The organism is Streptomyces sp. NPDC017676 (assembly GCF_044329325.1).
Lineage (GTDB): Bacteria > Actinomycetota > Actinomycetes > Streptomycetales > Streptomycetaceae > Streptomyces.
Genome location: NZ_JBIRJA010000001.1, coordinates 351206 through 373394 on the forward strand (window position 1 = coordinate 351206; position 22189 = coordinate 373394).

Annotated in this window: 24 protein-coding genes and 1 pseudogene; 16 read left to right on the top strand and 9 right to left on the bottom strand. The window is 70.8% G+C overall.

Going from position 1 to position 22189, the window contains the following annotated elements; all coding sequences use genetic code 11:
* Positions 1 to 23: 23 nt before the first annotated feature.
* The 4 genes from ACH4LD_RS01565 to ACH4LD_RS01580 are packed head-to-tail and all read right to left on the bottom strand — an operon-like array spanning position 24 to position 5225.
* Positions 24 to 1385, bottom strand: coding sequence for an O-antigen ligase family protein (locus ACH4LD_RS01565; protein WP_398053200.1), 1362 nt, complete (start codon positions 1383 to 1385; stop codon positions 24 to 26).
* 3 nt (positions 1386 to 1388) lie between these two features.
* Positions 1389 to 2810 (bottom strand): exopolysaccharide biosynthesis polyprenyl glycosylphosphotransferase, encoded by a 1422-nt coding sequence (locus tag ACH4LD_RS01570; RefSeq protein WP_398053201.1) that lies wholly within the window; start codon positions 2808 to 2810, stop codon positions 1389 to 1391.
* The gene (locus tag ACH4LD_RS01575; protein WP_398053202.1) at positions 2807 to 4072 is read right to left on the bottom strand and encodes a glycosyltransferase; all 1266 of its coding nucleotides are present in this window, start codon (positions 4070 to 4072) and stop codon (positions 2807 to 2809) included. The genes ACH4LD_RS01570 and ACH4LD_RS01575 overlap by 4 nt, the downstream gene beginning before the upstream one ends.
* A 55-nt stretch (positions 4073 to 4127) precedes the next feature.
* Positions 4128 to 5225 carry a DUF3344 domain-containing protein gene (locus ACH4LD_RS01580; RefSeq protein ID WP_398053203.1) on the bottom strand — a complete coding sequence of 366 codons (1098 nt, stop codon included), beginning with the start codon at positions 5223 to 5225 and terminating at the stop codon, positions 4128 to 4130.
* Positions 5226 to 5439: 214 nt separating this feature from the next.
* Here ACH4LD_RS01580 and ACH4LD_RS01585 point away from each other — a divergent pair, with 214 nt between their 5' ends.
* The 7 genes from ACH4LD_RS01585 (at position 5440) to ACH4LD_RS01615 (ending at position 10227) form a co-directional block, all read left to right on the top strand.
* Entirely contained in the window at positions 5440 to 5679 is a 240-nt protein-coding gene (locus tag ACH4LD_RS01585) for a chaplin (RefSeq protein WP_398053204.1), read from the top strand.
* Between the two features lie 171 nt (positions 5680 to 5850).
* Positions 5851 to 6939 carry a hypothetical protein gene (locus ACH4LD_RS01590; RefSeq protein WP_398053205.1) on the top strand — a complete coding sequence of 363 codons (1089 nt, stop codon included), beginning with the start codon at positions 5851 to 5853 and terminating at the stop codon, positions 6937 to 6939.
* 133 nt (positions 6940 to 7072) lie between these two features.
* Complete coding sequence (locus ACH4LD_RS01595; protein WP_103810305.1) at positions 7073 to 7360, top strand: hypothetical protein; 288 nt, start codon at positions 7073 to 7075, stop codon at positions 7358 to 7360.
* 160 nt (positions 7361 to 7520) lie between these two features.
* On the top strand, positions 7521 to 8024 hold the full coding sequence (locus ACH4LD_RS01600) for a DUF5949 family protein (protein ID WP_132786191.1): 504 nt from the start codon (positions 7521 to 7523) through the stop codon (positions 8022 to 8024).
* 236 nt (positions 8025 to 8260) lie between these two features.
* Positions 8261 to 8773, top strand: a complete 513-nt coding sequence (locus ACH4LD_RS01605) for a hypothetical protein (protein ID WP_398053206.1) — start codon at positions 8261 to 8263, stop codon at positions 8771 to 8773.
* 100 nt (positions 8774 to 8873) lie between these two features.
* Entirely contained in the window at positions 8874 to 9377 is a 504-nt protein-coding gene (locus tag ACH4LD_RS01610) for a tyrosinase family oxidase copper chaperone (RefSeq protein WP_398053207.1), read from the top strand.
* Positions 9361 to 10227 carry a tyrosinase family protein gene (locus ACH4LD_RS01615; RefSeq protein WP_398053208.1) on the top strand — a complete coding sequence of 289 codons (867 nt, stop codon included), beginning with the start codon at positions 9361 to 9363 and terminating at the stop codon, positions 10225 to 10227. The genes ACH4LD_RS01610 and ACH4LD_RS01615 overlap by 17 nt, the downstream gene beginning before the upstream one ends.
* Positions 10228 to 10332: 105 nt before the next feature.
* Here ACH4LD_RS01615 and ACH4LD_RS01620 read toward each other — a convergent pair whose 3' ends face one another.
* Positions 10333 to 10626 carry a chaplin gene (locus ACH4LD_RS01620; RefSeq protein WP_132786195.1) on the bottom strand — a complete coding sequence of 98 codons (294 nt, stop codon included), beginning with the start codon at positions 10624 to 10626 and terminating at the stop codon, positions 10333 to 10335.
* 303 nt (positions 10627 to 10929) lie between these two features.
* Here ACH4LD_RS01620 and ACH4LD_RS01625 point away from each other — a divergent pair, with 303 nt between their 5' ends.
* Positions 10930 to 11403, top strand: a complete 474-nt coding sequence (locus ACH4LD_RS01625) for a DUF2087 domain-containing protein (RefSeq protein ID WP_398053209.1) — start codon at positions 10930 to 10932, stop codon at positions 11401 to 11403.
* A 265-nt stretch (positions 11404 to 11668) separates the two neighbouring features.
* Here the strand turns inward: ACH4LD_RS01625 and ACH4LD_RS01630 are convergent, their stop codons facing one another.
* The 3 genes from ACH4LD_RS01630 to ACH4LD_RS01640 form a co-directional block, all read right to left on the bottom strand.
* On the bottom strand, positions 11669 to 12628 hold the full coding sequence (locus ACH4LD_RS01630; protein ID WP_398053210.1) for a D-2-hydroxyacid dehydrogenase family protein: 960 nt from the start codon (positions 12626 to 12628) through the stop codon (positions 11669 to 11671).
* Between the two features lie 480 nt (positions 12629 to 13108).
* Positions 13109 to 13261, bottom strand: a complete 153-nt coding sequence (locus ACH4LD_RS01635; RefSeq protein ID WP_398053211.1) for a hypothetical protein — start codon at positions 13259 to 13261, stop codon at positions 13109 to 13111.
* 569 nt (positions 13262 to 13830) lie between these two features.
* Positions 13831 to 14259 (bottom strand): hypothetical protein, encoded by a 429-nt coding sequence (locus ACH4LD_RS01640; RefSeq protein ID WP_398053212.1) that lies wholly within the window; start codon positions 14257 to 14259, stop codon positions 13831 to 13833.
* Positions 14260 to 15572: 1313 nt separating this feature from the next.
* On the opposite strand from ACH4LD_RS01640, the gene ACH4LD_RS01645 reads away from it, so the two are divergent.
* From ACH4LD_RS01645 to ACH4LD_RS01670, 6 genes and pseudogenes are all read left to right on the top strand, one after another.
* Positions 15573 to 16415, top strand: coding sequence for a hypothetical protein (locus ACH4LD_RS01645; protein WP_398053213.1), 843 nt, complete (start codon positions 15573 to 15575; stop codon positions 16413 to 16415).
* A 518-nt stretch (positions 16416 to 16933) separates the two neighbouring features.
* Positions 16934 to 17260 (top strand): hypothetical protein, encoded by a 327-nt coding sequence (locus ACH4LD_RS01650; protein WP_398053214.1) that lies wholly within the window; start codon positions 16934 to 16936, stop codon positions 17258 to 17260.
* A 398-nt stretch (positions 17261 to 17658) separates the two neighbouring features.
* On the top strand, positions 17659 to 17940 hold the full coding sequence (locus ACH4LD_RS01655; protein ID WP_398053215.1) for a hypothetical protein: 282 nt from the start codon (positions 17659 to 17661) through the stop codon (positions 17938 to 17940).
* A gap of 55 nt (positions 17941 to 17995) precedes the next feature.
* Entirely contained in the window at positions 17996 to 18454 is a 459-nt protein-coding gene (locus tag ACH4LD_RS01660; protein WP_398053216.1) for a hypothetical protein, read from the top strand.
* Positions 18455 to 18656: 202 nt separating this feature from the next.
* Complete coding sequence (locus tag ACH4LD_RS01665; protein ID WP_398053217.1) at positions 18657 to 18986, top strand: hypothetical protein; 330 nt, start codon at positions 18657 to 18659, stop codon at positions 18984 to 18986.
* A gap of 75 nt (positions 18987 to 19061) precedes the next feature.
* Positions 19062 to 19729: pseudogene (locus tag ACH4LD_RS01670) on the top strand (transposase).
* A 906-nt stretch (positions 19730 to 20635) separates the two neighbouring features.
* Here the strand turns inward: ACH4LD_RS01670 and ACH4LD_RS01675 are convergent.
* Entirely contained in the window at positions 20636 to 20857 is a 222-nt protein-coding gene (locus tag ACH4LD_RS01675) for a hypothetical protein (RefSeq protein WP_132786203.1), read from the bottom strand.
* A gap of 515 nt (positions 20858 to 21372) precedes the next feature.
* Here ACH4LD_RS01675 and ACH4LD_RS01680 point away from each other — a divergent pair.
* Together ACH4LD_RS01680 and ACH4LD_RS01685 are read left to right on the top strand one after the other, a co-directional pair.
* Positions 21373 to 21687, top strand: a complete 315-nt coding sequence (locus ACH4LD_RS01680; protein ID WP_398053218.1) for a hypothetical protein — start codon at positions 21373 to 21375, stop codon at positions 21685 to 21687.
* 236 nt (positions 21688 to 21923) lie between these two features.
* Positions 21924 to 22046 carry a hypothetical protein gene (locus ACH4LD_RS01685; protein ID WP_398053219.1) on the top strand — a complete coding sequence of 41 codons (123 nt, stop codon included), beginning with the start codon at positions 21924 to 21926 and terminating at the stop codon, positions 22044 to 22046.
* Positions 22047 to 22189 lie beyond the last annotated feature (143 nt).

Consider the following 22189-nt stretch of genomic DNA (forward strand, 5'->3'; position numbering starts at 1 on the left):
CCTTCGGGCCGGGGGGGTGACCGTCATCGCAGGGCCGCCTCCCCCGTCACGCTCTCCCGTGTGACGGGGGAGGCGGTGCCGCCGCAGGAAACGGACCGGTCCGCGCCGACCAGCGCCCACCAGGCGACCAGACCGAAACACACCGCCGTCAGGACGGTCGACGGGCCGCCGATGTCGGCGTACACGAAGTCCACGAGCTGCCACACCAGCAGGCCGCACGCGATCAGCGCGCAGTCCAGGCCCCGGCCGCCGGCCGCGCGGGTCCGGCACAGGCCGCGCAGCGCGCACACCAGCAGGGCGAGCCAGGAGCCCGCGAGGCACAGCAGTCCGATCAAACCCTGTTCGCCGAGGACCAGCAGGTACATGTTGTGCGGGGAGAGCAGCGGCTGCCGGCGGTAGGCGGCACCCGCGCCCGCGATGTCGCTGCCCGAGGACAGCGCGAGCGAGGCGTGCCCGTCCCGGTGCTCGGGGAAGCCCTTCAGACCGACGCCGGTCAGCGGGCGTTCGCGCCACATGTCGACGGCCGCGGCCCACATCGTGTACCGGTCGGTGACCGACTGGTCGGGAGCGTCGGTGACCTGGGTGATGCTGTCGAACCGTTCCTGGAGCATCGTCGTGCCCACGCCGAACCCGCCCACCAGCACCACACCCGCGGCCACCACGGCAGCCCCCGCCTTGAGTGCCCGGCGCAGGCCGGCCAGGACCAGCTGGACGGTGACGGTGACCGCGGTCGCGATCCAGGCGCCCCGGCTGAAGGACAGGGCGAGCGGAACCGCGAGGGCGAGCGCGCAGCAGGCGGCGAACGCCCGCCCCCGTTCCACGGACCGGCCGAGCGCCAGGCCCACGGCGCACACCAGCCCGAAGGACACCACCGTCGCCATGCCCATCACGTCCGTCGCCCCGAAGGTGCCGACCGCCCGGATGTCCTGGCCCTGGTAGGAGGCACCGGTGCCGGTGACGTACTGGTGCACGCCCAAAGCCCCCTGCCACCCCGCGAGGGCCACCACCGACCAGGCCAGCAGCCGGAAGTCGGCCCGGCCGCGGACGAGGAGGACGACGGCGGCCGGAACGAGGACGAAGACCTGGAGGTAGCGGCCGAGCCCGGTGATCCCGGCGCCCGGTGCCACCGCGTGCAGCGCGGCCAGCGCGAGGCCGGCCACCGGCAGCCCGAGGACCAGCGCGGCGGTGCGGGTGAGCGGGCGGCGGCGCGCCCGCAGCAGCCGTACCGCGCAGAAGAGGACGACCAGCGCGGACACGGCGTCGGCGGGACCCGCGCCGCCCTCGTCGCCGGAGGCGACCGGCAGGGCGAGCAGCGCGACCACGGCCAGCACGGGCAGCACCGGCGACGGCCGCACGGGGCGGTGGAACGGCAGGGTGAGGGCCATCGGTCAGCTCCCCGTGGACCGTACGAGCGCGGCGGCGGTGCGCAGCATGATGCAGACGTCCTGCCACAGCGACCAGTTGTCGATGTAGGCGTTGTCGAAGCGGGCCCGGTCCTCGATCGAGGTGTCGCCGCGCAGCCCGTTGATCTGGGCGAGCCCGGTGATGCCGGTCTGCATGCGGTGGCGGGCCGCGTACCCCGGGTAGGTCTGGCTGAACTGAGCCACGAAGTAGGGCCGTTCGGGACGCGGGCCGACCAGGCTCATGTCGCCCCGGACGACGTTCCACAGCTGGAGCAGCTCGTCCAGCGAGGCCTGCCGAAGGAACCGGCAGAACGGGTTCATCCTCCGCTCGCCGGCCACGCTCCACCGGGTGGCCGCCTCGTGCTCGTCGGCCGGGCGGTGGGTGCGGAACTTCAGCAGCGTGAACGGACGGCCGTCCTTGCCGATGCGCTCCTGCCGGAACACCACCCCGGGCCCGTCGGTGAGCCGCAGCACCACCGCGCACACCAGCAGCAGCGGGCTGATCAGTACCAGCAGCGTCCCGGCCACCGTGATGTCCAGCAGCCGCTTGGCCACGCTCGTCCGCCGCCGCGCGCCCAGGTCCAGGCGGCGCACGGCGAACCCGGCGAGCTGGTCGCGCACCTCGTACGCCGGACTGTCCGCGTCCACCTCCCACAGCGTGCACCCGGACTCGGTGAGCGCCCGCAGCAGCGGCCCCTTCTCCGTGCGCACGTCCGGGTGGACGGTGAGGACGACCCGCACCCCGTTCTGGATGAGCGCCCGCTCCACCTCCTCACCGGTGGTGAGCACCGGCAGCCCGCCGGCGCCGTCCGCGTGTTCCGCGACCACGCCCACCGGACGCACCCCGCAGCCCGGCTGCCGGAGCAGCGCGGCCGCCACCCGCCGGGCGGCCACCACGGGCCCGATCACCAGGGCGGGACGCGGGTGCCGGCGCAGCGCGACCCGGCGCCGCCAGTGCACCGCGCCCCGGCCCGCACCGGCCGCCACCGCGTGCAGAGCGCAGCCCAGCAGCAGCGTGGAAGCGGTGAGGGCGCTGCCGGGGGCGTACGTGGCGAGCAGGGCGGCCAGGCCCAGCCAGACCACCGCGATACGCGCGCACACCGCGGGGAGTTCGTCGAGGACGCCGTGCACCGACCGTGCGGAGGGCGGGCGCAGCAGCAGCGCGCCGGACACCAGCACCGCGACCGGCAGCGGCCGGCGGGTGGCCTCGTCCAGCGCGATGCCGCCCACCAGTGCGGCGAGCAGGTCGGTGGCGAGCAGGGGCAGCGGTGAGGCGGGCCGCTCGGGCGGGCGTCGCGGCGGGAACCGGAGGCCGCCTTCGGCGCGGGCCGGCAGCACGGAGACGGGTGAGAATCCGTGGTCCCATGGCTGCGCGCCGGGGGAGGGGACGGTGCTTTCCGCGGTCACGAGTGGTTGGACTCCCTGCACTCGGAGGGTACGAGCTCGGTTGTTCCGCCGGTCGCCGCCGGGGCGTCGCGGTCTGTGCCGGCGGTGCCGAGGAGGGCGCGGTAGAGCGCCGCGAACCGTTCGGCGGTGAGCCGCACGTCGTGCGTGGACAGGACGTACCGACGGCCTTGGTCGCCGAGCGCCGCGCGCAGTGGTGGGTCGGACAGCAGCCCGGTGACCGCGCCGGCCAGTGCGGTGGGATCCTGTGGCGGCACCAGGCACCGCTCGGCGAGCGCGGGCGGCAGGCTCTCCCGGGCGCCGTCGACGTCGGTGAGGACGACGGGTGTTCCGCAGCCCAGTGCCTCCAGCGGGGCGAGCGCCATGCCCTCCCAGCGTGAGGGCAGCACCACCAGGTCGGCGGCCCGGTACCAGGGCACGGGGTCGGGGACGGCGCCGGTGAAGTGGACGGAGGAGGGTGCCCGTCGCCGCAATGCCTCGTGGTCGGGGCCGTCACCGACGAGCACGAGCGTCGCCCGCGGCAGCACGCCGATGACCTCCTCCCAGGCCCGCAGCAGTACGTCCTGGCCCTTCTGGCGGCACAGGCGGCCCACGCACACCACGAGGGGGCGGCCCTCGTCGCCGGGTGCGGGCGGCTCCGGCGGGAGCCCCTCGGCGGCGGCCCGCGGTGCGGGAGGGGGGACAGCCGGGTGGCCGGGCGCGGTGCCGGAGGGGGCGGCCGGGGAGAAGCGGGTCGTGTCGATGCCGTTGGGGATGACCGTGTAGGCCGCGCGCACCCCGGCGCGCAGACCTGTCGCGCGCTCCGCCTCGCTGACGCACACCACCCGGTCCGCCCAGCGCGCTCCCCACCGCTCCCAGCGCAGGGCGAGCGCGGCGGTGACGCCACCGACCGCCTCGAAGGACCAGGCGTGCGGCTGGAACACCGTCGGGACGCGCCCGCGGACGGCGAGCCGCGCGGCCAGACCCGCCTTGGCGCTGTGCGCGTGCACCAGTTCGGGCCGGACCTCGTCGATCAGCCGGGCGAGCCGGCGTACCTCGCCCGGCAGGCCGGGCCCCGGGGAGCGGCTCGCCCGCCAGTCCCGGACGTCGGCGCCCAGTTCCCGCAGGCCGGCGGCCAGTGCGCCGCCCGGGCAGGCCACGGTGACGCGCAGGCCCGCCGCGAGCTGGGCCCGCGCCAGGTCGAGCACGACCCGGGCGACACCGCCGTCGACGGGTTGCGCGAGGTGCAGGAGCCGGGGCCGAAGGTCGGGTGCTGGCTGGTGCATGCGCGGGTTACCTCGCTCACGGGGGCGCTCAAGACTGCGGTCGCGAACGCGGCTCCTACTTACGGGCGTCCACGGCGGCGAAGAGCGCGCCGGCCCATGCCGCGTCCGCGTGGGAAACGAGCCGGAAGCCGGGCTGGTCACCACCGCGCCGCAGGGCCCGGCCGAGATCCAACACGTCGGAGTCGTAGCCGAGCGTGTTGGCGTAGGCCGGAATCCGCCGGGCGGGTACGTCACCCGGTTCGCTGATCGTGGAGTTGAGTACGTCGTCCGGGGGATTGACGGAGTCGCGCAGTGCGACGGGCGTACGCCGGGGGCCGAGGGAGAGCGTGAGCGTCTCGCCCACGCTGCCCCGGTCGCCGCCGTACGCCACCAGGCCGACGCGTCCGCCCGCCCCCGCCGGTACGCGCATACCGGTGAGCCGGACGTCGACGGGGGTGTCCAGTGCCTCGAAGCCGTCCCACAGGGCCAGTTCGCGCAGCGGCTCCGCGGGGTTCTCGTACGCCACCACCAGGGTCCAGCCGCCCCACGTCCCGGCCGCGGACCTGCCCACGGCGATGCCGACCTGCGCGACGGTGTACAGTCCCGAGCCGCTCTCCCGCACCAGCCGGGTGACGTCGGCCGAGGCCTGGAAGGCGTTCACGCCGGCTGCCTCCCGGTGACCCTCGACCGTGTCGGCGAGGACCTCCTGGTACGCGCCGCCCGGCCCGGCGATCAGTACCCGCCCGTCGGCGCGCGGCGGTTCGTGCTCGCCGGCGCGCGGATTGCCGCCCCAGTACAGCCGGGCGTACGTGACCCGGCCGCCCTCGGGGACGCGGAGCTCGGCCCGGGAGGAGTTGTAGGTGCGGGGGTCGGCGTCGACGTCGACATCGACCATGTCGAGGCCGGCGTTCGCCGCGGTCCGTCCGGCCCGCACCGCCTGGCATGCGGAATCCTCCGACGCGCGGCAGCTCACGGAGGCGTTGGCCGCGCGGACGAAGCCGCCGTGCTGCACTCCGTGGTGACGCGGCGTCAAGACCTGGCGTGTGGCCTCGGCGGAGGACGGCGTGCCCGTCCGGGCCGCGGCCGGGGTCGTCGGGACCGGGAGGACGGCGAGGGTGGTGGAGGCGAGGGCGCCCGCCGTTGTCCGCAGCAGGGGACCCAGGAGATCGCGCATGACCGAAGGTGCCCTTTCGCACGTCCTGAAGAGATCCGCAACTGTAGTCGATATACCTACAAACTCGGACAAACTCTGCAAGTGTGTTGGAAAGGTGAAGGCGTTCCGTCCTCACGTCACCCCATTGGCGGCACAACCCCCGGCGGCGCCGTGCGTTGACACTGCGCCGGGCGTCCGCTCGGATGTTTGTGTCGATCCCAAGGAGCACCTCTCCATGTCGCGTATCGCGAAGGGCCTGGTCCTGACCTCCGCCGCCGTCGCGGCCGTCGCCGGCGGTGCCGGCGTGGCCTCCGCCGACGCCGGCGCGGGCGCCGCCGCCGCCAAGTCGCCGGGCGTGCTGTCGGGCAACGTCATCCAGGTCCCGATCCACGTCCCGATCAATGTGTGCGGCAACACCGTCGACGTCATCGCCCTGCTCAACCCCGCGTTCGGCAACGCCTGCGTCAACGACTGACATCGGGACGCACCCTTCGGCCGGCCGTCCGCCTCGCGCGCTCGTCGCGGGGCGGGCGGCCGGTTCTGCGCTCCTCCGAATGGATCACATTCCGTAGGCGAGCGGTTGCGCACGGAGAACGGTGAATCGACGGTGGGCACAGGCCCCCGCTGTTCACCGAAAGGAACACCCATGCGTGATCTGCCTGTCCGGCGTCTCGCGTCCACCGTCCTGTGCGCGTCTGTTCTGATCGGCATCACCGGTCCGATCGCGGTCGCCGCCGACGCGTCCCGCGAGCACGACCGCGCCGCCTCCCGGGCGCCTGTCCCGGCAGCGGAGAAGGAGAGGCTGCTCGCCCAGGTCAGGAACCTCGGCACCGCCGGTCCCGCCCTCGATCCGGTCGTCGACCTGCTCACCCAGTCGCTGGAGAAGGGCAAGCTGCCCGCCGACGAGGCCAGACGACTGGGGGAGGCGGCGAAGCAGGCCGTCCTCCGGGCCGCCACCGATCCCGAGCCGGCCGCCCCGACGGCTCCGGCCCAGGCGACGGCCCCCGTGCGGCCGTCGGCCCCCTCCCAGCCGTCGACGCCCACTCAGCCGGCGGCGTCCGCGCAGCCCGCGGCTCCCGTGACGTCCACGGCGGCGACTCCTACGACGGCGTCCAAGCCCGCGACTCCTACGACGGCGTCCAAACCCGCGGCTCAGGCGGCTGCGTCCAAACCCGCCGCTCAGGCGACGGCGTCCGCCACTCCCACCGCGCCGGCGAGTCCGACGGCCTCGGCGAAGCCCGCGGCACCCGCTTCTCCGTCGACCACGGCGAAACCCGCGGCTTCCTCGGTGCCGGCGACCTCCCCGGTGGCGACGAAGCCCACCAAGCCGAGCGCCACCGCCACGCCGTCCGCCCCCGTCACGCCGTCCGCGCCCGCATCACCGTCGGCTTCCGCCACGCCGTCCGCCTCCGCGGTACCGTCCGCCCCCGCGGTCTCCGGTGCCCCGGCGGCCCTCACCGTGAAGGCGGCCAAGCGGCACACCGTCAGCGCGCCCACGTCCCGTGACCTGGCCGATGACGCGCTCTCCGCACTGCAGACCGCGATCGACAATCTGGTGAAGGCGGTCACCGGGCAGCTGGACCAGCTCCTGTCGTCCGCCACCGACGTGGTGTCCGGCCTGCTCGACCTGCTGGGGCCGGACCTCCTCGGCGAGGACACGTCCGCTCCCAGCGTCGATTCCCTGCCCGCACTGCCCAGCCTCCCCGTGGAGCCGAGCCAGTCGGCGACCGGCTGAGACCTGTGCTCACCGGCGGCTGCACGGCAATTTCATATGTCTTCTCGATGCGGAGTTTCCGGCCCGGCCGGACATCGTTAGGCACGGCGTCAGAGACCCCTGGGTGACGTGAGTTGCCGAAGAGAGGAACACGATGAAGTCCCTGAAGGCCGCCGCCGTAGTCACCGGTTCCGTGGCCCTTGCCGGCGTCGCCGCACCCGCGTTCGCCTACGACGCCCACCACCTGCCGCCCATGAGCGTCAACGGCGCGCTCGCCCACCTCGCCGAGAAGCCACCCACGGTGAAGGACCTGATGCCGCTGCAGCACCAGTCGGACGCGCTCGACACCGAGAACAAGGACTCCGTGCTGAGCCATCTGAAGGACGTCACCACGTCGGTCAACCACCGGCCGCTGCTCGGTGGTCTGCCCCTGAAGCGCTGACGCCCTCCGCCCCCCGACGGGCCGGTCCCGCAGCCACGCGGAACCGGCCCTCGGCGTATGAGGGGGCAGGTCGCCCGATCGTGTGGAGTGGCTTCGGACGCTGCTCCGGACGGGTGACGAGCCGTCAGGGCGCACCACGGCCCGTGGATAAGGTCGCGCGGTGACCACAGTACCCAGCGCAATCCGCCCCTTCCGCGCCGCCGACCTCGGGACGCTCGCCCTGCTCGCCTGGATGGCCAGGAACGAGCAGGGCGCCGGCAGGACCCCCTGTCTGCTCGCCTGCTCTCTGGGCGACGGGCCGGGCGGGCCGGAGGGCGCGTCCGCCGCCGTGGCGCGGCTTCTGGACGACATGCGGCTGCCGGTGGGTGGCGACCCCGTCGACGGCACGACCCGGCCGAGCCTGAAGGTCAGCATGCTGGTCGTCGCCGGCCAGATCGTCCTCCAGATGCCGAACGTCACCACCCAGGTCACGCCGCCCGCCGAGTGGCTGGAGGCGGTCGGGAACCTCGGTTACACCTATTTCATGTTCACCACGCGCGTCTGCCCCACGACCGGCCCCCGCCGGCCGGTCGCGGGCCCGGAGCTGGCCGCGTTCGCGGGAGCCCCGGAAACGACGAACGCCGCCGCGCACGTCTACCTGCCCGCCCGCAGCCTGCGCGCCTGACGCTCCGGTACGCGGGCGGAAGCCGCGGGCCCCGCCCCCTCACCCGTCCTCACCGCACCTGGGTCCCCCGCTTCCGCACCTCGCCGTGGTCGGGGCGCTGACACCGATCCGCCGGTGGGACTTCTGGACGAGCCGACTATTACGGCACCCGGGGGAATTGTGAAATGAAGGCGTTTTCCGCTCGTTACCCGGTACGGACCCAGAACCCCCGCAATTCTGAAAGGGACCGTACTGACATGAAGCCGACCACCCGAGGAACCCTTGCCGCCGTCATCACGGGCGTCGCGGCCACCGTGGGCGTCGCGGCCCCCGCAGCGGCATCCGGCACGGTCCCCGTCCCCGTGCCCCTGGGCGGTGCCTCCCGGTCGCTCGGCATGGAGGTGCCCAGGGCCGGCGCCGAACTGCCACTGCTGAAGCCCGGCGCCCCCGACGGACCCCGGTACGTCTCGGGCCGGCTCCTCCCCGACCGGACCCTGCCCCAGCTGCCGGTGAGCAGCGGGCTGCCCGGCCTGGACGCCAGGGCTCCGCTGCCGCGCCCCCTGGGGGGCGGCTTCGACCACGTCGACGTGGACTCACCCACCGGCGACCTGCGAGCCCTCACTCCCGGCCTGTCCCTGGACGCCCCCCTGATCGCACCCGCCGGGCGCGACTCCGGTCTGCCGGGCGCCACGATTCCGCAGGTGGGTGTCCTTCCCCCGGTCGTACGCACCGTCGCGGACGGCAACGTGGGCACGGGTCCGGGACTGTGACCGGGCACGACCGCACCCGCCGTATGGCTCCTTGGCGGTGACCCCGCGCGCTTCCGGCCGGTTAGCCGGTACGGACATGTGAACCGGACGAGGAGCGAGCATGGTCGTCGGTGTGGGCGGAGCAGGGGTCGGTGCGGAGCGGGGGGCCGGGGCGAAGGCGGCCAGACCGTCCCGGCGGGAGATGGCGCGGGGGCTGCTGGCCTCCGCCACCGCGCTGGCGCTGGCACCGCTCGTGGCCGCCTCCCGGCCGGCGCCACCGGCCGAGGACCCCAACGGCAACTCCTTCGACGAGACCTACCGGGGCCGCCGTATCCACGGTGTCCTGGTGCCCGCCGCAGGCCGCGAGGAGGCCGGCATCGAGTGGCGGATCACCATCGACGGCCGCCCGCTGCACCTGATGCGCCGGGCCGACGGCACCTGGCTGAGCATGATCGACCACTACACGTCGTACCGGACGCCGCTGGAGGCGACCCGGGCCGCCGTGGACGAGATCGGGCCCGGCCGGCGGCTGCGCGACCTGGCGCCGCGCCCGTTCGTCGGACACTTCGGCGCGGGCACCGGGGAACAGGCGCACCAGGGGGGCAGGCATGGCGTACGTGCGTAAGAACGTCAGCACGCTCACCGCGGGCGAGCGACGACGGTTCGTGAACGCGCTGCTGACGCTGAAACGGCGCGGTGAGTACGACGAGTTCGTGCGCCTGCACATCGACTTCTACACCACCGACGGCGAGCACGGGCTGCGCACCGCCCACATGGCGCCGTCCTTCCTGCCCTGGCACCGCCGGTTCCTGCTGGACCTGGAGCGTGCGCTGCGTCGCGTCGACTCCTCGGTGACGGTGCCGTACTGGGATTGGACCCGGGACCGTACGACGGCCTCCGTGCCGTGGACGAAGGACCTGCTCGGCGGGAACGGCCGGCGCTCCGACCGGCAGGTGATGACCGGTCCGTTCGCCTATGCGGCGGGCCACTGGACCCTCAAGGAAGGCGTCACCGACGGCAAGTTCCTCACCCGGGACCTCGGCCGCTCCGCCGCACCCCTCCGGCTGCCGACCCGGAGCGAGCTGCAGTGGGCTCTGGACGACCCCGTCTACGACGCCTGGCCCTGGGACTCCACCGTCCGCAGGGGCTTCCGCAACAAGCTGGAGGGCTGGGGCGCCGGCAGCGGCAGCGGCTCGTGGAAGAACCACAACCGGGTGCACCGCTGGGTCGGCGGCGTGATGCTCGGCGGCGCGTCGGTCAACGACCCGGTGTTCTGGCTGCACCACGCCTTCCTCGACCTCCAGTGGTACCGCTGGCAGCGGGCCCTCCGCAACCACCGCTACCTGCCGGCCGAGCCGCCCGGCACCTCCGACAGGCAACACAAGCGGGTCGTCGCCCGGCACGAGAAGCTGCCGCCGTGGGACGAGACGCCGGACGACCTGGAGGACGTGAGCCGGATCTACCGGTACGCGTGAGCAACCGGTGCGCGTGTCGCAACCGGTGCCCGTGCGCCGGGCCGGACACGGCGAGAGCCCCGGCGTTCGCAGTGCCGGGGCTCTCGCCTGTGGGGGCCGATCCGCTCAGTTGCCGTAGCCGCTGTGACCAGGGCCGGGGTTGCCGGTCTTGCCGTGGTCGCCGTCGTTGGCGCAGAAGTTGCCGAACGCCGGGTTCAGCAGCCCGACGATGTCCACGGTGTTCCCGCACACGTTGACCGGGATGTGCACCGGAACCTGGATCACGTTGCCGGAGGCCACGCCGGGCGAGTCGAGAGCCGCACCCTCGGCATTCGCGTCGGCCAGGGCCAGTCCGGCCCCGCTGACCACCACGGCACCGGTGCCGAGAGCGATACCGGCTGCCTTCGCGATGCGAGACATCACATTCTCCTTCTGTAGCTCGGGAAGCGCGACGGCGGAGCAGCCACCGCACTTCCCGTTCAACGGCGCCGCACCAGGGGGGTCACGGTGACCAGCGGGGGATCACTCTTTCAACGCGGGCGCCGTCGTGATCCGGTGGTTGTTCACGGGCGCCGGCCGGGGCCCCGCCCCTACCCTCCGGGGTTTGGACACGGACAACGTTCCCGACAGCGTTCGCGGCGCGGTACCGACGCAGCACGTGAGCGGTCGCGGCGGCTGATCGGTCTGCTCGCCGAGGAGAACAGGCTGCGGGCCTTCGCGGCCGTGGCGCTGGGCGCGCGGAGCACCCGGCAGGCCGCCGAGGCGGCGGGGCTGCCGCCCAAGGACACGGCCGTCGCACTGCTCAGACTGCGCGAACAGGGAGCCGTCACCGGCGGACCGGAGGGCGGCCTGGCCGTCGCCCGCGACCTCCTGCGCGAACTGGCCCGCCCGGAGCAACCGGAGCGGTCCACGCGACCGGCCCCGGGCGATGTGGTGAGCACCTTCGTCCGGGACGGTCGCCTGCTCCGGTTGCCGGCCCAGTGGACCCGCAAGCAGCAGGTGCTGCGGCACATCGCGGAACGCACCTTCGAGCCGGGGGCCGCCTACCCGGAGCGGGTCGTGAACGAGCGCCTGCGGGCCTGGTGCGAGGGCTCCGACGAGATCGACCATGTGGCGCTCCGGCGATATCTCGTGGACCTGCACGAGCTGCGCCGGAGCGAGGGCGTCTACGTACGTGTACGGGCTCGGGCCGCCTGACGGGTCGGAACGCGTACGGCTCGGGCCGCCTGACCGGTCGGAACGCGTACGGGTCGGGCCATCTGACTGGTCCGAACGCGTGCGGGCCCCGGCCACTTGACCGGTCGGGCAGCGTACGGGCCTGGGCCGCCTGACTGGTCCGAACGGGTACGGGCCCAGGTCATCTGACCAGTCCGTACCCGTACGGGCCCAGGTCATCTGACCAGTCCGTACGCGTACGGGCCCAGGCCACCCGACCGGTCCGCCGCAGGGTCCACCCTCGGGCTCAGGGGAGGCGTCGTACGGGGGAGCCCGCCAGGTAGGCCTGGATGTCCTCGACGGCCTGGCCGTAGTACGTCGTGTAGTTGGCGTGGGACACGTAGCCGAGATGGGGCGTGGCGAGGAGACGCGGCGCGGTACGCATCGGATGACCGGCCGGCAGCGGCTCGGTGTCGAAGACGTCGACGCCGGCGCCGGCCATCCGCCCCTCGTGCAGCGCGGCCAGCAGCGCGTCCTGGTCGACGATCGCGGCACGGGAGGTGTTGACGAGGTAGGCGGTCGGCTTCATCAGGGCGAGTTCGGCGGCGCCGACAAGGCCGCGGGTGCGGTCGCCCAGGGCGAGATGGACGGACACGAAGTCGCTGTCCCGGAACAACTCCTCCTTCGACCCGGCGAGTTCCACGCCCACCTCCTCGGCGCGCTCCTCGGTGAGGTTCTGGCTCCACGCGCCGACCCGCATGCCGAAGGCGAGTCCGACCCGGGCGACACGGCTGCCGATCTTCCCGAGCCCGAGCAGGCCCAGCCGGCGGCCGTGCAGATCGGCGCCGAGGGTCGACTGCCAGGGCCCGTCGCCGCGCAACGCGTTGCTCTCCTGGACGATCCCCCGGGCGAGACCGAGCAACAGCGCCCAGGTCAGCTCGACCGGCGGGGTGCTGGAACTCGCCGTACCGCACACGGTGACCCCGTGCGCCTCGGCGGCGGCGTAGTCGATGACGCTGTTGCGCATCCCGGAGGCGATGAGCAGCTTCAGTCGCGGCAGGCGGGCGATCAGCGAGCCGGGGAAGGGGACGCGTTCGCGCAACGTCACGACGATGTCGTACTCGGCGAGCGCGGCGGCGACGGCGTCCTCTCCGTCGAGGTGCTCCCGCAGCGCGACGACCTCCACCTGATCCTCGATCACCGACCAGTCGGCCGACCGGGTCGCCACACCCTGGAAGTCGTCCAGCACCACACAGCGAAGTCGCACGCGATCTCCCTCCCGTGCGGCGACTCTAGCGCGGGGGCCTGTGCGGCGCCGGCAGCGAGTGCGGTTGCCGTCCGGCGCCTACTCTCACCTCTCCCGCCTGCTCAGCCAGGCCACACACCCTCACCGCACGAGCCCGCCCACACCGAGGGCCACAAGAACGGCTCCCCAGTCGATGACATGGGGAAGGCCGGGAAAGAACGCGAAGAACGCCAGGGCTCCTACGAGCCCGACCGCGAACGCACCCCCACCGCCCACCGCCGGCGCACATCCTCCGCTTGCCCCCGCCCGGGGCCCCGCTCCTGCTCACTCATGACCGACTCACTTGGTGATGTGGTGACACTGGCTGACGCTTCGTACGCCGTTGACGTAGAGGCGAGCACACGCCCTGCCATAACGAGGCAGCGTGTGGGGAGAGTTGTTCCGCATGGGGTCGATCACGCACTCACTGTGCGTTTCGCCTCGTGAGGTGCGGTAGGTGCGCTAGGTACGGTTGTCGGTGTCGGCGTAGGTGAAGTCGATGCGCCAGTTGCAGAAGCCGCTGCTGAGGGCCGCGACGAAGGCGCAGTCGACGCCTGCGTTCTGGTACGTGATCTTCCTGCCGCTGCCGCGGGGATGATGTGCGTGAACATGCAACCGGTCGGCACCTTCACGGTCATACCGCCCACGCTGTACTCGAAGGTACGCACGGGCGTCGAACCCATGGCGCCGGCTTGCGCGCTCGTCTGCGCCGCGAGGACGAGGGACGCGGCGGCGGCCAGCGTCGTGACAACACGCCCGAGGTACTGCACGGCCAAGGTCGGTCCCCTTCTGGTGATTGCCCGATGAACCTCCGGGGCAACCGGGGCCGGCCGTGACCCGCTGCGGGGCGGCGGTCGGCTTCAGCCAAGTGAGGGAACCTGGTAGCGCAGGGCTGACCAGCAGAAATGTTCCCAGTGGTCCGGGCCGGGCCGGTCAGGGGTTTACTCAGGGCCGCGCGGTCGGCGGCAGATTCCGGCGGGCCATGCCTCGCCCCAGGTGGGCGGGCGAGGCCGGCGCCCCCGGCGGGACCCGAAGCTGCGACCAAGCGCTTGGAAGACGCGAGCGGACGTTGTCGGCACGGGCCGCCGACCCCTTGCGCGGTGCCGCGCTGGATTGCCGAGTACCGTTGCCGCCCCGCGTGGAGGCCGTCATTGCTGCCGCCGGCCGCAGCTTCTGAGTACTGCTCAGATCCGCCCGCCGGTCAGACGAGTGATCGGACCGTGCGTACGGCGCCCCGCGCGGTGGCCCGCCAGGTAGGACGTGGCACCCAGCGCGGACAAGCCGGCACCCACACCGGCGGCGAGGAGCTTCCGCTGGGCGATCACCGTCCATGCCGTCTTGGCGAAGGCCACGGCCTGTCCCGAGGCAGCGACGACGGCCTGGCGGCCGGCTTGGACACGCTCGGCCGCGCTGTGCACGACCGCGGCGCTCGTCCCGGCCACACGCCCAGCCTCATCCACGGCGGCCGACGCCACGTCACCGGTCTTCTCGGCCGCCTTGTCCGCCGCCTGCGACGCGGGAGCAGTCGCCTTCGCCGCGGCCTGCCGGGCCTTGGCAGACGCACCCCGATTGGATACGGAACTCTGATTCGTGCCGCTGTTCGACTGACTCATGGACTTCGCCTTGCCGCTCCCGCCAACGGCAAACTCGCTCCGCCGGAACGGCGCACGCCGATACAGATCCAACGGCACTGCTCTTCTTCCCGGAACGACAGGTTCGCGCTCGTCCACCGATGTATGAGCCGCGCCGGTAGGCGAAGGTGGTCCGCCACTATGCGGCGAAGCACTACCTCGCAGTCCCCACTCCGCCTCGACTCCACCGTCCACCGCACAACCCAGAACGGCATTCGGCCGAGCCGTCGTTGTGTCGGTACCGTCGGTACCAAGGCGGTGCTCGCGGTCAGCTGTTCGCTCAGTAGAAACGGGATGTCTTCCGGACGGGCGGCCAGGTCGCCTCTGCTCCCGCGGCTCCAGGGATGCGACGCTGTGCACGCTCTTCGACTTTTCTGCGCCTACGCTCGCGTAGACCGGGCGGGAGCTCGTTCGCCAAGATCCGGCAGGTCAATGCCAACTCGGCTTCGTGCTCTTGGGCTGCTCCGGACGACCGCAACCGGACCGGTCCGCTGTCGGAGAGAGCCAGACGCAGCTTGCTGACCGCTCGTGAGAACCGACTGCGAGCATTGGCTACAGCGCGAGCGCCCTCGGGAGTGCCCTTCGCCTGGGCTTTGGCCTGCCGGAGTTGTGCAGCGGCTTGGACGGCTCGGAGGCTGAGCTCAGGCACACGCCGCTGGTCGTCGGACGGCCCCTCAAGCCCTGAGAGCAGGAGTGCGCGCAGGAGATGCGCCTCCTTGTTCGTGAGACGTTCGCTCAGCAGCGTGGCTGCGTACTTGAGAGAGGTCCGGCTCATCGTGGGCGTATCCGAGGTCGTGCCGAGGGTGAGGTGCAGCGCGACACTAACCGCCGGCGTCCGCAAGGCCAAGCCTCGGTCCTGCGGTGCTCAGGTGCCCGGACCAAGCGCATGGAAGATGCGGGCGCTTGGTGGCGCGGCGGTCAGCCAGCAGGTCGCCGGTACGGCGTCAGGCGCTCAGTGCCGCTGAGGTCCGTCCGCGTTGCCGTCAGTGCTGCCCTCAGTCAGGCCGCTCAGCGCCGCCGACGTTGCCGTCAGCGCTGCCCTCACTGCCGTCGGAGATGCCGGCGTATGACCACTCTGAACGGTCGATCACCCCTGCTGACCTCCCCCGGTGCCCTCGGCGGTACCGCGACTGGTCGACGAACTCGTCACACAAATGAAGTCGGGCTCCGCACCCGCTTACCGAACCGCGATGCAGCGGCTTGCGGACACCGCTCGGGCGGGAGGCCCCGAGAGCCTGACGGCCGCCGTAGAAGCCCTCGCGCCCTTGCTGCCGGGGCTGAGTGGGGACTTCGCCATGACCGCGGTGCTGGCTGGCGCCTGCGTCGAGTGGGGCGCGTCCCCCATGGCTCTCGTCGACGTGCTGCCGCAGCGTGTCTCGGAGGCCATGATGCTCAACGACGTGGTGCCGGAATTCTGGGAAAAGACAGCACGCGGGCGGCCGCTGCCCGAACCGGTGAGTGCCGGCACACACCAGCTGGTGCGGACACTGACCAGGCCGACCCGATGGCGCCGGGGTGTCGACAAGAACACGATGACCCGCATCGCCATGTCCTGGTTCGACATGGAGGACTGGCTCAAAGCCCTGATCACCGTCATGACGGACGCACGTTTCCGTGCGGCGGTCCCCGGCGACGTCAAAGCCGAGTTGCGCGAACATGCCGCTGCGGTCGCACACCGGTCACAGCGCGCTGCTCGGGTCGGCGCGCTGGCTGCTGTCCTTGACGACGAGCCGCTGGTCGTCATCGACCCCAGGGCACATCGGGGATACGCCCTCACGATGAGTGGTGTCGGGGACAACGGCCAGCTGCACATCCTCCTGGCCGATCGGCTCGTCGGAGACCCCGGACAAGGCCTGGTCGCTGGGGACCGCCCAGCGCGGTCCTGGGTCGAGGCGGCGACCAGCGGCAACCCCTACCTCGGCCCCGACGACCCGGCGATCCGCTGTTTCCGCCTCTTCGACGGCCAGGGGACCTACATCAGCCCGGAAGGCGTGCCTGCCGACCTAGGCCTTCTCCACGGCGCCCGCGTCCTTGTCCTGCACCCGCCGAACGGCAACTACGGCATGGGCGTGGGGCGAGTGTTCGAGCACATGGGAAGCAACTTGAAGCAACTTGGGTGGGGCGCTGCCTTGGACTGATGAGCCTCTCACCTGCCTCGATGGTTCGCGCTCGCTCGCTGCTCGTCCGCCGATGTTCGTCGGCGGACGTCACGCAGCCAGACACCCCCCACCCGCCCCACGGCTCCGAGGTAGCCACGCGACGTTCCGCCACGGTCCCCGCCCTCCCGCTGGTGTGCCTAGCATCTAGGCACCCAGCCTGGGGCGCTTTGCCGTCATAGGCCAGGGCTCAGTGGCCGACGGCATCAGGTGAACTGGCGGTCGTCGCCTGTTGCACCGCCCAGCAGGACATAGCCACACAAAAGGGTGCGATAACCGTAGAAATGGACATAGTTTCGCCTGTTCGATAGCGTAGACGCGTGCCACAGCATCGGCTGTATCCAGCCGTCTGAAGGCGGGCGCTGAATGCCAAAGTTCTCGGCTCTGATGCACCCGATGCCTTGAGCCCCCGACAACGCCGCATGGTCCGTAACCGGCTCAGCGTGTCGGCAGTGGCGATGCATCAATGCAAGCAACCGTCCCTGAGGAAGAGGATAGCCATGCGCGCGAAGCGAACCACTGCGCTCCTTGCGGGCACTGTCGCCGCGGTTGCAGGTCTGACGCTTGCGCCGACGGTCGTACCGCAGGCGGCAGCCACCTCGGTGGCACACGAAGCGTCGGCCCGCCCCATCCCCACCCCCAAGCCGACGAATACCCGTAGTCCCTACAACCAGGGCCAGGTGGATGGACGGGCGGCCGGGAAGAGCGACGGCGCAGACTGCAACTACCGCCAGTCCTATGCCCCGAAGTCGAGCAACTCGAAATACGTCCAGGGCTACAAGGACTCTTACGAGAGGAACTACGACGCCACCTGCGACGAAGGTTAGACAGCTCGTCCGCGCAGTCGTGGAGGAAAGCCTCGCGGATCTCTGCTCGCCGTTCCCAGCGGATCCACAGGCGTCGGAATCCCCACGACAGGCGAAGGCCTGCCTGATCACTCACCGGGCGTAGTCCAGGGCGTCCGGGTGGAGCGCACCACTGTACGAACGGTCGGGCTTCGTTGATGGCCAAGGAGGGACCTGCCAGCGCCAGCCGCGCACGGAGTACGGCACTGTCGTGGGAGCAGGCGCCCGCTTGCCAAGTCTGTTGATCCTGCCCGGAGCCCTGTCCAGGCTCTTCACCTGCGTTCGCGTGCGGTCGATCGACGGGCGGCTTGTTGCTTCTGTCCCCTCCCGAACGGGCCTGACCGTCGCTGAATGAGACGGAGACTGAGACGGTGCTTCCCATGAGCGAGACACCAGACCCCGGCAACCCGAACGGCATCCAGGTGGGCGACATCTACGAAGACTGCTCGTTCCACCCGGTGCTGTGCACCGCGGTTGATGAGGTGGCGGGCGTCGTACTCAGCGGCGTCTCCCTCATCGACGGCAGCTTTCCCCGCTCCTGCGATGCCCTGCACTGCGGGCCTATCCGGATCCGCGTGGAGGACGTCATGGCCATCAAGCAGGACTTGGAGGGCTACGCCCGCCGGCGGAAGGAAGAGCTACGGGCCGGGGACAACACCTGATCCATAGCTCCACAGAGATCGGCCATCCAAGGTCATACAGGCCGCGCGGAGGGTTGTGAAGACCGCTGCCGGGCGCGGGCGGTTGCTGGGGTTGCTGTACCTCGCTGCCGTACAGCAGGATCCTGACCAGGGGTGGGTCATGAAGCGGGAACCGCTCGAACGGCTGCTGGGTTGCGGAGACAAGACGTCATTGGCCGCGCTCTCTGCTCTCCGCGCTGGCGCTTCTTACGTCGTCTGGGACGGAACGACGTCAGCCAAATCGCTCGCGGCGATCTACGCACGCCGACTCCGCCACACCCTCCGGAGAGGCATCGAGACCTCCGGATTGGCGCGAGCCGTGCAACGGCTGGACCTTTACGGCCAACCGGTTCGACTCGGACAGATCACGGCTGCCGACCGGCCTTGGATCTTCATGCTTTTCCTCGACGAAGAAGGCAGCAGGCTGGTGGCGTGCACCGGCGTCCGGCAGACCCAACCGGCTCGGCGTGACCAGGCGCCTGATGGAGCTCTGTAAGACCAACCAACACGCTGTCCAACTGTGCTGGTGGTTCCGTGGGTCTTGGCCCAGGCCGTTCACCTGCGTTCATGGGCAGCCGGTCGGGGGAGCGGCACGCGTCTTGGGTCTCGTCTGAACGTCCGTGAACCCGAATGAGACGGAAACCGAGACGGACGGCGGAGCCGCGCTCGCTAGCATCTTCGCTGGTGAAGGGGGAGCCATGGCACTGGTCCGCAAGGGATCACGACGGATTGTTGTCGACGGTACGGCCTACCGCTGGCGGCTGCGAGGTAGGCCGACGTACTTCCAGGGCCTGGTCTTGTCGCCGTGCATGTTCGCGGTCGAGCATGCGGACACGCCGGGCATGACTCTCGTAGTCACCACCGACCAGCCCCATCCGGGCAACTGGATCGGCCGCGAGGCTGAGCCAGTACTGCCGTCCGGTGTTGCCGCGGCTGTTCGGCTTGCCCTGCGTCAAGGCTGGTCCCCGACGGCTGCGGGCTCCGCGTTCCACCTCGACAAGTCCGCCGGCTTCACGCCCTCGTCCTGAGCGGTGTATCGACTGAACACCGCTTTAGACACCATCTCATTTGGCTGCCTAAGTAGGCTGTCGGCCGTGGTGGGGATCGTTGAGCGGCTGGTGCCGGACGAGCTGTGGGAGCTGTTCCAGCGAGTGGTACCGGAGGCGCCGGTGCGACCTCAGGGTGGTGGCCGTCGCCGGCATGGCGACCGGGAGGTGTTGGCCGCGATCGTGTTCGTGGCCACGTCTGGCTGCACGTGGCAGCAGTTGCCGTCGGCGTTGTTCGGGCCGTCGGGTGCCACGGCCCATCGGCGCTTCGCCGAGTGGACGAAGGCCAGGGTGTGGGCCAGGCTTCACCGCCTGGTCCTGGACGAACTCGGCGCACGCGGCGAGCTCGACTGGTCTCGCTGCGCGATCGACTCGGTGAACATGACAGCCAGGCCCTGGTACCGCTGGTGAAAGGCATACCGCCGATCCGCTCCCGCCGTGGTCGGCGACGGCGCAAGCCGGGCAAGCTCCACGCCGACAAGGGCTACGACTACGACCACCTGCGGCGATGGTTACGGAAGCGTGGGATCACCCACCGCATCGCTCGCAAGGGAATCGAGTCCTCGCAGCGGCTGGGCCGCCACCGGTGGACCATTGAACGCACCATGTCCTGGCTCGTCGGCTGCCGCCGCCTACACCGCCGCTACGAGCGCAAAGCCAAGTACTTCCTTGCCTTCACCAGCATCGCCTGCACCCTCATCTGCTACCGCAGACTCGCCAAATGAGATCGTGTCTTAGGAGTTCGGTCTGACCGCCTGTCCGCCCGTGCTGCGCAGGGCGGCCGTGGCCGTGTCAGACTGCACCGCGCCGCCGCTGTCCGCTGTCGTTGATGTCAGCCATGGATGTCACCTCACACTGGCTGGGGTCACTTGCGACGCTTGCGTGTCTTCGCCTTGCGTTCGGCTTCCTTGCGCTTCTCGATGGTGTACGACGACCACTCGCCACGGTGCAGGTTGCATCGCGACGCACCGACCATCGCCAGCCGCCGGCACCGAGTGCCCTTCTCCGTGAGCGCTCCACACCTGGACTGCGTACGAGCCACGTCTCCCACCCCCGGTCTCGACCGTCGTGCGGACCAGTGCAGGATTGCCGGGCACATGTCCTCTGTGGAAGGCGCACTGCTCCGCGCAGCGGTGCACGGCGGCCCAGGGAGGTTGCTCGGGGGCGCACGCTTTCCAACTGTGGTGGTGGGGTCTTGGGCATCGTTCGGGGCCGTTCACCTGGGTTCATGGGCGGATGGACACTGGCGTGGGGACGGCTCCGGGTCTCGTCTGAATGACCGTGAACGGGGCTGAATGAGACGGAAACTGAGACGGCCGCGCTCCTCCGCAGCATGGGAGACGGCTCGCGGCCGGCTGCCGAAGTCACCGTCATTCGTGGAGCTAAGCCACCTTGGGGCGCGCCGCACGCATGCCTGAGGCGGGCTCCTGTGCATCGTCGACTAGGAAGATCTCGTCTTCCCTGAAGTCTGGGGCCTGGAAGGGGTTTGTCGTCGGAGGCGGCGACGCTGCAGTGGAGCAGCGGGGTTGCCTTTCCAGAGCGGAGAACAGCGACGTTGGATCGATGAGAGGTCTCTCTTTCGTTACAGGTCCCTCATGGGGCCTGGAGTCCCGTGACCGGGCACAGTGGTCCTACAGCTTGGTCATCTTGGCGTACGGGCTCAAGATCCGCATTTGCGCCGAGCCGAAATCCACCAGCGCCGCGATTCCGTCCTCGATGCTGATTACCCGGCCGAGACCGTGCACGTCATGGGTAACCTGGTCGCCCGTGGCGAAGTGCTTGGGAGCCGGTGTGACCGGGGCCTTGAAGGGGCTGGTAGGCAAGTGACGCTTCGGTGCAGCAGACTTTGTCATGACTCAGTATGAGCCTACGTGTACACCGATCGCTGTGGCCGTCGGCACAGATCCGGACGAGAGCAACCGCGTCACGCCACTGACCTGCGGTTTCGAGACTTCGTGAGGTGAAACTCGGCCGCAGGCTCCTTCGCTGACCGTGACTGATCTCTGTACTTGGCACGGTTGGGGCACGAACCTCAGCCGACGACAGTCAGCTACGTGAGTGCGCCGACCGATCAGGCGCGCGGGCGCTCCAGCCACGCGTGGCATCCAGGCACGAGAAAGGCCCCCCGTTCGAACAGAACGGGGGGCCTCTTACCCCTCTGACCTGCTGTTCAGATCTGTGCCCCTGGCAGGATTCGAACCTGCGACACCCGCTTCAGGAGTTCGATGGCTCCTCGGCACTGTCGGGGAGCCGCCGGGCCACGCCAGCCGTGCAGGATCGCCCAGTAGTGCTGGCGTCCGGGGGCGTTGATGTCACCTGTGGTTGTCAGAACGGTCCGAGCGCGCTCGCTCGCTGGCACGATGATCCTGTGGTTGACCTGGAACGCATCAAAGCAGAGAGCGTGGCGTACTTCCGATCTCTTGATGAGGGGGCCACTCTGCGGCACCACTTTCGCCATGCCGACGAGGAGGGCGGCGTGTGGTACTTCGAGGCCGTACCCGACCGCGGCGAGTTGATCGCCATCAAGCAGGCCGAGCTGACTCAGGCCGGCCGACTCCACCGGTACGGCTGGGAGCACCTGGAGGACGAGCACGGGTTCCTGACGGACCAGGCGCTCGCCCCTGAAGAGGACCCGCTGGAAGCCATCTCGGCCGAAGAGTTCCAGCGGGTCTGGACTCAGTGAGAGCGTTGGACAACCACTTCAGGGGAGAGGCTGGGTGATCTGCGCACTGATCTGCGGCTTCGTCGGCCGAGGAGGTCGGCGACTACTCGACCGCAGGGCACCGGCGTTGACCGTGGCTGACCACTGCATCTGGCACGGTCGTGGCACGAACCTCAACCACCGACAGTCAGCCACGATGGCGGGTGCGTCAACCGACCAGGCGCGCGTATGCCGCACCGCACCCCCACCGGTAAGCCTTGGAGGACCCGGAGAAGGTCGACCAGGTCCTGCAAGCCATCGACACCCGTCTCGACGGCAAGCAAGCGGCGGCCTGGTCCCGGAAGCGCAGCCGCCGGCTTCTCAACGTGGCCACGAAGTAAGCGATCCGGCGGCGCATCCTTCGGGCCAATCCGCCTCCCAAGGGCAAGAAGCCGACTGCGGTCACGAAGACCACCAACGCCGTGGACAAGCGGTCCTTGCTGAATCGCGAGCAGGCGGCGGCCATCCTCGACTGGATCCGGCG